This is a genomic window from Paenibacillus sp. Mc5Re-14, from assembly GCF_001049835.1.
GTDB classification, from domain to species: Bacteria; Bacillota; Bacilli; order Paenibacillales; family Paenibacillaceae; genus Paenibacillus; species Paenibacillus polymyxa_C.
This window is the reverse complement of sequence record NZ_CVPD01000001.1, coordinates 3,220,056-3,227,500: the sequence shown is the minus strand read 5'-3', so window position 1 is coordinate 3,227,500 and position 7,445 is coordinate 3,220,056. Positions and strand designations below refer to the sequence as shown.

General features: G+C 43.2%; 8 protein-coding genes (1 of these 8 only partly in view). 2 read left to right on the top strand and 6 right to left on the bottom strand.

The window, feature by feature from the left end; all coding sequences use genetic code 11:
• Both BN1546_RS14690 and BN1546_RS14685 read right to left on the bottom strand, forming a co-directional pair.
• Position 1: a 1-nt sliver of a hypothetical protein gene (locus BN1546_RS14690; RefSeq protein ID WP_013312131.1), read on the bottom strand. The gene continues 230 nt to the left of window position 1, outside the view; a 1-nt sliver of its 231-nt coding sequence is all that appears in the window; its start codon straddles the left edge of the window (only 1 of its three bases is visible, at position 1); its stop codon lies off the left edge, out of view.
• Between the two features lie 195 nt (positions 2–196).
• Positions 197–811 (bottom strand): stage II sporulation protein M, encoded by a 615-nt coding sequence (locus tag BN1546_RS14685; RefSeq protein WP_090738090.1) that lies wholly within the window; start codon positions 809–811, stop codon positions 197–199.
• Positions 812–906: 95 nt separating this feature from the next.
• On the opposite strand from BN1546_RS14685, the gene pdaB reads away from it, so the two are divergent.
• The gene (pdaB, locus tag BN1546_RS14680; protein ID WP_025679930.1) at positions 907–1,686 is read left to right on the top strand and encodes a polysaccharide deacetylase family sporulation protein PdaB; all 780 of its coding nucleotides are present in this window, start codon (positions 907–909) and stop codon (positions 1,684–1,686) included.
• 106 nt (positions 1,687–1,792) lie between these two features.
• Entirely contained in the window at positions 1,793–2,524 is a 732-nt protein-coding gene (gene gerD, locus BN1546_RS14675) for a spore germination lipoprotein GerD (protein ID WP_013373244.1), read from the top strand.
• 33 nt (positions 2,525–2,557) lie between these two features.
• Here the strand turns inward: gerD and BN1546_RS14670 are convergent, their stop codons facing one another.
• The 4 genes from BN1546_RS14670 to BN1546_RS14655 form a co-directional block, all read right to left on the bottom strand.
• Positions 2,558–3,664 carry an Mrp/NBP35 family ATP-binding protein gene (locus BN1546_RS14670; protein WP_090738088.1) on the bottom strand — a complete coding sequence of 369 codons (1,107 nt, stop codon included), beginning with the start codon at positions 3,662–3,664 and terminating at the stop codon, positions 2,558–2,560.
• 59 nt (positions 3,665–3,723) lie between these two features.
• Positions 3,724–4,500, bottom strand: coding sequence for an N-acetylmuramoyl-L-alanine amidase CwlD (gene cwlD / locus BN1546_RS14665; RefSeq protein ID WP_090738086.1), 777 nt, complete (start codon positions 4,498–4,500; stop codon positions 3,724–3,726).
• A gap of 68 nt (positions 4,501–4,568) precedes the next feature.
• Positions 4,569–5,738, bottom strand: a complete 1,170-nt coding sequence (gene sat / locus BN1546_RS14660; RefSeq protein WP_090738084.1) for a sulfate adenylyltransferase — start codon at positions 5,736–5,738, stop codon at positions 4,569–4,571.
• Between the two features lie 55 nt (positions 5,739–5,793).
• The gene (locus BN1546_RS14655; protein WP_040102793.1) at positions 5,794–6,486 is read right to left on the bottom strand and encodes a phosphoadenylyl-sulfate reductase; all 693 of its coding nucleotides are present in this window, start codon (positions 6,484–6,486) and stop codon (positions 5,794–5,796) included.
• Between the last annotated feature and the right edge of the window lie 959 nt (positions 6,487–7,445).

The following is a 7,445-nucleotide window of genomic DNA, read 5'->3' as shown; positions in this document are numbered from 1 at the left end:
TATGACCATACTCCCTTATCAGCAGATTATATAGTACTTATATTTGCCCAATTAATTGTTCCAAACTTTACCTGTTTTTAAACTCAACTGCTAAGGTTTCAAACTTACTCCAAGTAATCTTTAATGTTTTTCTTTACGCTCTCCCCTTTGTTATGTTCAATTTTCGGGAAATATATAAATAATTGGCCATATTATTTTAATGCGACAATAAACGATAAGTTATGCCGCTCTCAATCGCAGCTGCTATAAACAGAAAGATGACAGACCATATTGACACGGTCAACGTTTGTTTCAAAAAAAACTCCCACGATGGGCCAGTACCTTTGCGTTTTAGTCCTATGCTTGTACCTAGGGTAGATATTATATTGACTCCAAACTTCAATCCGAAGGCACAGGCGATAATTAAAACAGGCAATTCAATCACACCATGAGGCAATAATCCTTTTACGACAATTTCATACATACTTCTTCCCATATCTGTCTGCAGGTGTACTACGAAACCTAAAACCATTCCGTTCACAATCAAAAATATAAACGGTACGATTCCAAAAAGAGCCCCGGTATATATAACCAGCACGCATTTGATTGCATTATTGAAAAAAATAAACACAAAAAAACTCCATTGTGGATGCTCAGAGTTCTGCAATCGTTGCGCCACTCCCCCCAGTCCCTTCATTTGTTGTGCCAACATAGCCTGAATAACACCTGTACTTAACCATCCCACTACAATACTTGCGCAGAAAAAAAGTGCAGCGATCAAAATTAGCCGTCTTGTCGTGCGTAAATCATAAAAAAATGCTTTTAGTCCCATTTGTTGATGCCTCCTATTGGTCCAATGGAATAATTGATAACCCCTGGCATAGCTTTAAGTAAACAAGCACTTCTAAGATGAAAGGGGCATTAACCATGAATTCTTTTTTCTATGTATTGAACGGCAAAAAAATCAAACGATTCTTGATCGTAATGGCAGCGGCCATCTTTACTGCTGGAGTCATTTATGTAGAAACCGATAATGTTACGGTCTTTTCCGAGGAAGCGCCAACTGCCATTTACAGTGTACCAACGGATAAAAAGCTGATCGCTCTCACCTTCGACATTAGCTGGGGGGATAAGCGTACTGCTCCCATTTTAAAGGTTCTCGAAGATAAAAAAGTGACCAAGTCCACCTTTTTTCTTTCTGCCCCTTGGAGCAAAACACATCCAGAACTCGTGAATCAAATTAAAGAAAGCGGATTTGAGATTGGCAGTCATGGCCATAAACACGAAAATTATAGCAGCTTAAGCGATGAAGAGATTCGTAAACAGATTTCAACGGCTCATACCACATTAACCGAGCTGACTGGACAATCCCCGAAGTTAATCCGCATGCCTAATGGTGACTTTGACAAAAGGGTACTTCAAGTTGCCAGCACTTTAGGCTACAAAACCATTCAATGGGATACTGACTCCCTGGACTGGAAAAACCCTGGTACGCAGGTCATCATCGACCGTGTTGTAAATAAAGCTCATCCCGGTGATATCGTCCTTCTTCATGCCAGTGATTCTTGCAAACAAACTCATGAAGCGTTGCCCATCATTATCGACAAGTTGCGGGCACAAGGCTATGAATTCGTGACTGTATCCGAACTGCTTCAACAGGGTACAGTAAAAGGTAAAGAGGTTCGCGATCAAGCTCTGGGTCTTTAAGGAGTTATTTTACATCGTTCTCAGCTAAAAACCAAAAACAACTCGACATATTTCTCCCCAATCATCCGCATACTATCCACATTCATGATAAAGGAGGAATACGGCCATGAATTGGACTCGTTTGCGATTTGTTAGCATGGTATGCGTGCTGGGCGTTGCACTGAGCGGCTGCGGCTCGGATCAGGGTTCTGCACCTCCCCAGACCAGTTATAAAGAGATGAAAACGATGGTTGTCGATATCTTGAAAAGTGATGATGGAAAAAAAGCCGTAGAAGAAGCTTTAACCGGGGAAAAAGAGGGACAATCCGGCCAAAGTGGTGGAGGAGGTGGAGCTGGGGGCAGCATGGGAATGAAAATGCTTATGCCCACGCAATCCGCTGAACAGATGAAAATCGCAGTAAAAGATACTTTAATCTCACCTGAATATAAAAAAGAAATCGAAAAAATTATGACTGATCCGCGTTTTGCCGGAGAATTTGCCAAAGCCATCAACAGTCAAAGCAAACAGCTTCATATGCAGCTTATAAAAGACCCTTCTTACCAAAAATCAATTGAAGCGATGCTAAAATCGCCTGAACTAACCAAGATGTACATGGACTTAACTAAAACTCCCGAATATCGCAAACAATCTATGACAGTCATGCATGATGCTATGCAGAATCCGATTTTTCGGCTTGAGGTCATGAATTTACTCAAAACTGTCGTTCAAGAAGAACTTCAACCTAAGGTTGAGAAAAAAGGCGGAGAGCAAGGTGGCTCTGGGGATCAAAAACAAGATGGTGGTGGAGGTGAAGGAGAACAAGGCGGTAGTGAAGGCGGGCAAGGAGGAGGTCAGTAAAAAAAAGGCTGGTTCAACAACCAGCCTTTTTTATTATTTAGATTCCATGTGCAACCTCGTAATTTGGGCGGCTATATCATCATAAATAGCTCCTGTCGCCGACTCCGATTTATATACTGATGGAGAAAAATCAGCTTCTGACGGATGATTATCTGGGATACCCAGCGGAATTTGCGCCAAAAGTTTCGTATGAAGTGTATCTGCCAACATAGCCCCGCCTCCCCGTCCAAAAACATAGTCTTTTTCTCCCGTGGAGGACACATAATAGGACATGTTCTCCACCACGCCTATGACCTTATGATCCGTTTGAAGGGCCATTGCCCCTGCACGTGCAGCTACAAAAGCTGCCGTCGCATGCGGAGTAGTGACAATGATTTCTTCACTCTGCGGGATCATTTGATGTACGTCAAGCGCTACATCACCAGTACCTGGCGGTAAATCAAGTATCATATAATCCAGCTTGCCCCATTCGACATCACTAAAAAACTGTCTAAGCATTCTTCCCAGTATGGGACCTCTCCAAATAACCGGATTGTTTTCTCTAACAAAGAAGCCCATGGACATGATCTTGATACCAAACCGTTCCACTGGCTGAATGATACCATCTTCGACAGAAGGTACATCCTCTACCCCGATCATATCAGGCACACTGAATCCATAGATATCAGCATCAATTAATCCCACTCGCTTACCCTGTCTGGCTAAAGCTGCCGCCAAATTCACAGCTACTGTCGATTTCCCGACACCACCTTTTCCGCTTGCAATGGCAATAAATCGTACGCCAGATGCTGGGTTAAGTAGCTCATGTTCTTCCATACCGACAGCATGTCCTTTGGTCAATACCGGATCAGCTACCTCCTCGGTATCCTCTCCATTTTGAATAGCTGACTTTTCAGACTCAGATGCCTCACGAATACGAATATGAACGTGACTTAATCCTGCCTTTTCTAACGTCTGCCGGATTTCCCGATCCAGTTCTGTCCGCGTCTCTTCCTGGCTATCCAGGGCAATAGCAGTCAATGATACCCGATCCTCTTTAACAACCACATCCCGAATAAAATGGAGATCAACCAAACGGCGTCCCGTTTGAGGCTCTCGCACTTGCTGAAGTAGCTCTATAACTTGCTCTCTCGATTGCATGAATAATCAGCACCTCTGCTTTAGTGATTTACGTAGTGGTAAACACTTACAGTATACCACTATCTGACTTCAGGTGCTGATGAGGTTCCCTTTTCCCCGGCACTGTAACGCAAAATCCCTTTATATATGGATGCAGCCACTTGTCTTTGATAGTTCTCGTCACTGAGTCGTCTGGCTTCCTCTGGATGGGACAAAAATCCGACTTCTACAAGAGCTGCCGGCATTTTGAGTGCTTTTAATAAATAGACCGTGTTTACGGTCTTAGCCACTCTGTCCGTATTTTCCAAGTTGCGCTTGATTTCTTCCTGTATTAAGGACGCCAAATTCTCGTTATCTGCATGATTAGGTACGAAAAAGGTCTGGGCTCCACTCCAACGGCTCGACGGGATACTGTTCATATGAATACTTAAAAAGAGGTCCGCTTTCTGCTCCTCAATCATACGTACCCGTTGCTTTAAATCCTCCGTTTTTCTTCTGGAGTAGCCTTTTGTTTCTTGCTGCGCCAGATCACGATCATCCTCACGTGTCATGACGACAACAGCTCCTGCTTGCTGCAAATAATCCCGCAAATAAAAAGCGATCGCCAAATTAATATCCTTTTCAATGACCCCCTCTTTGCTAACCGCTCCTCCATCAGGCCCTCCGTGTCCGGCATCTATAGCAATTACCTTACCAGTAAGCGGTAGACTCCAATGAATCCACGCTCTCGAAGCAGGTATCTCATACAATGTCAGCATGATAAATAGAACAGCGAGACAACAGCCTACCAGCACTTTTTGCAGCGTCCGATAGCGAATCCACAGTGTGACCTCTTTTTTACGATTGTTTTTTTGCATAACAAAACGCCTCCGTCCTATACAGATACTAATAATCTATATGGGACGAGGCGTGTAGTTAGTACAACTCAGGCATGAACATATTCTTTCATACCTTCAATCAGCACTTGAGCGACCTCAGGTCGTGTAAATTCAGGTGGCGGACAAACCCCGGAGCGCAACAATTCCCTCACTTTGGTGCCGGAGAGCGTCAAATGGTGCTCCTTAGGATGTGGACATGTTTTGCTTGAGGCCATATTTCCACATTGGGTGCAGTAAAAGCTGTGTTCAAAAAACAACGGGGTAATCCCCAGCTCTTCAGGTGTAAAGTGCTTGAAAATTTCCTGCGCTTCATAGGTACCGTAATAATCCCCTACACCGGCATGATCTCTTCCGACAATAAAATGGGTGCAACCAAAGTTCTTTCGCACAATAGCATGGAAAATGGCCTCTCTAGGACCAGCGTATCGCATGGCGGCAGGAAAGACCCCTAGTAAGGCTCGATCAGCCGGATAATAGTTGTCCAGCAACACCAGATAGCTCTTCATACGAACATTTGCTGGAACGTCATCTGACTTGGTCTCTCCAACGAGCGGATTTAGAAATAAAGCATCCACAATTTCCATCGCGCTTTTTTGGATGTACTCATGTGCCCGGTGTACCGGATTTCGTGTTTGAAAACCGACCACTGTCTTCCATCCCTTTTCAGCAAAAAGGCTACGTGTCTGTGCTGGCGTGTAATAAAATTCGCTAAATTGTGTAGGTTCGGGTCGATTCAGCACTTGCACTGTTCCACCTACATAGGTAGCAGGCCGATCTAACAATTTGTTTACGCCAGGATGGGCCGGGTCATCCGTCTTGAATACACATCTGGCTTCCTCTGCCTGGTCAACCTGATAAATACTCTCAATATCAAGTACAGCATAGATGATACCATCTGTTTCCCCCACCAAAGCCACCTGTTGACCTAGTTTCAGTTCACTGGCTATGGTTTCTACTACTGCAAGAGTAATGGGAATACTCCAGACTGTACCATCCGCAAGACGCATATCCGTTACCACCGAACGATAATCCGACTCATTCATAAATCCCGTCAATGGAGAGAAGGCCCCTACTCCAATCAAATCCAGATCAGAAATCGTCCATGGGTTTACAGGGATAGGAAACAATTCACCTGCAGCCTGCAAGAGTGCTTCTTGCTCCGGTCCTGTAATATTTCTGTCAACGAGCGTTCCGCCATGCGGAAGAATTGCAGTCATGATGCACTTCCTTTCTATATCATAAATAAAGTCTCAGCGCTACCTATATACCATTTTATTGATGGAGCCCACACTCCGTTTTCTCATTCCCTGACCAACGACCAGCACGTGGATCTTCACCTGGCAGGACTTCACGTGTACATTGCTCACAGCCAATACTGGGGAAATTACGGTCATGCAATGGATTATACAATACTTCATGAGTGCGAATATAGTTCCATACGTCCTCGGAAGTCCAGCTCGCCAAGGGGTTAAATTTAACGAGACCAAACTTTTCATCATACTCTACCTTTTTTGCATTCGCACGCGTAGGAGCCTGATCGCGACGGATACCGGTAATCCATGCATCGTATTGAGACAGAATACGTGTCAGCGGCTCAACCTTGCGGATACCACAGCATGCATTAGGATTTGATTTCCACAGCTCCTCTCCATGCTCCGCAGCTTGCTCTTCTGGAGTCATTAAGGGAGAAACTCTAACAAAATCCAAATTGTATCTAGCTTTCATCTGATCTCGCGTATCGTAAGTTTCTTGAAAATGAAAGTCGGTATCTAAATAAAAAATATCGGTAGAAGGGCTAATTCTTTGAAGCATATCTACTAGTACTACATCTTCTGCTCCGAAGCTACAAGCAAAGGTAAGGTTGGGAAATGTATGAACTGCATACTTGATAATTTCTTCAGGCGTAGCCTCTTCCAGTTCACTTGCCTTGACTCTAATCAACGCTTCTTTCTCCAATAAATTCATTATCAATGCGCCTCCATATGAAGATTCATAAATAAGTGATGCTCCAAAGCCGACTAAACTAATAAGATTAAGTACAGTATAAAACTTTCATATCCATTGTCAATCCAAGCAAAATCGTCATACTGTAAACATTTATTCTCTCGCATGATGAAGGAACGTTGTTCTGTCAGCATTCTTTAACGCTCTCCTGCATATCCAATCAAGTTCATTGGCTTTATATAAAATATTCTTATATCATACGTTTGAAAATTGTCCTTAGGTTGCTTCATAACTAAAAGTAACTATTTATAGCAGAGGGTATGCCTGAACGTAAATATTTTAGGTCAATGAAGATGCTTTCTCTACTCCACCAGTGCCAAAGATATATCCGCTACGCGGTTGCCATCGTATTCCTGACTAGATTTGATTATTATGATCAGATGAAAATAGCTGAGGATAAAAGCGTCGTTCCATAGATCCATGATTATCCTTGAATTTGTACGAGGAGATATATTTAGGGATCGAACATCTTATATTCATTTTCATTCAAAGATGAAGCGTACGTGGCCGGCATCAACTCAAGGTAAACCAGCTCTGACACTAATCGTACTTTTATTAAGGAATATTAAAAAGAAATGGCACCCAAATCGCTAATAAGCCTCTATCCACTCCTATAGCGCTCACAGCAGCCCTTGAAGAGGAATTAATACATTGGGGCACAAATAAGCCCTTAACGTAACTGGAGCCCTATTATAGGCTCGTTCTCAATGGTTATAAAAACTCCTCATCATCGCTGCAATACGGTAGCCGAGGAGATGGGCAGTAGTAGGCTAGAGATTGCTCTACAGCTAGTACGCATAAGCTAAACGATGTATCCCTTGCTGTATCCTGGACGTCACCAAAACAGCTACACAGGATAGAATAGCCATTGCTCAACCAGAAGATATATAAGCTTTTATCAAATTGGGAAAACAAAAAAA